This window comes from Bartonella vinsonii subsp. berkhoffii ATCC 51672, from assembly GCF_902825225.1.
GTDB lineage: Bacteria > Pseudomonadota > Alphaproteobacteria > Rhizobiales > Rhizobiaceae > Bartonella > Bartonella berkhoffii.
Map to the genome: position 1 here is coordinate 1 of NZ_CADEAK010000082.1, position 762 is coordinate 762.

Consider the following 762-nt stretch of genomic DNA (forward strand, 5'->3'; position numbering starts at 1 on the left):
TCTTATAAAGATAGAAAGGGAAAAAATTCAAGAGTTCCCCTAAGATTAGGATCAAATTTTAATTGCAACAAGTCCCCCTACCCCACCAGCACCGAAGCAAGCAATACAAACCAAAACCGGAACCAAAACCCCTTTTTTTTTTTATGCTATTGCTCCTATTATCTATATTGATATTATTTTTTTGGGTATTTGTTTGTGGTGTTTTTCCCTTTTTTACATTTCCCCTTGAAATTAAAAAAGTTTTGACACATCGGTGCAAAAAAAAATCCCCTCTTGAGGAAAAAAAACCCCCCCCCCTTTTAGGAAATTCCCCCTCCCCAACTTATCACCCCACCCAAAGAATTTTTTTTAGAAGCGAAATTATTGAAAAAAAATCCCGTCTTTTTTTTTTGGGGGGGTCACCGTTTAAAAAAAATTAGCCCCTTTGTGGTGGGGGGGGTGGTTTTTTTCCAAAACCCCGGGGGTTTAAAGGACTTGTGCGTGGAAAAAGTGGTTATCCTTTTTCAACTCCTTTTTTTTTTTTTAAAGAATCCGGCCACCCCGAATCTTTCCCCTCTTCCCCTAACCGACGCCCTCCCATCATACCAATGGTGTCCCCCTTTTAATAAATACCCCACAACCTTTGAAAAAAAACCAATCAACCCAACCCCAACAACCCACAAAATATCCCAAACAAGTGAAAAACCAAAAACAAACGAAAAGAACCCTCCAAAAACCCCTGCCGATGTATTTGAAGGCATGTGAATTTTTGAAAATCCATTT

At 39.0% G+C, this 762-nt stretch carries 1 protein-coding gene; it reads right to left on the reverse strand.

Annotated features, from left to right (window positions below; all coding sequences use genetic code 11):
- Window positions 1-503: 503 nt before the first annotated feature.
- Window positions 504-762 (reverse strand): hypothetical protein (locus tag J7R10_RS08340; protein ID WP_208436449.1); only part of this gene is annotated, 259 nt, incomplete at its 5' end.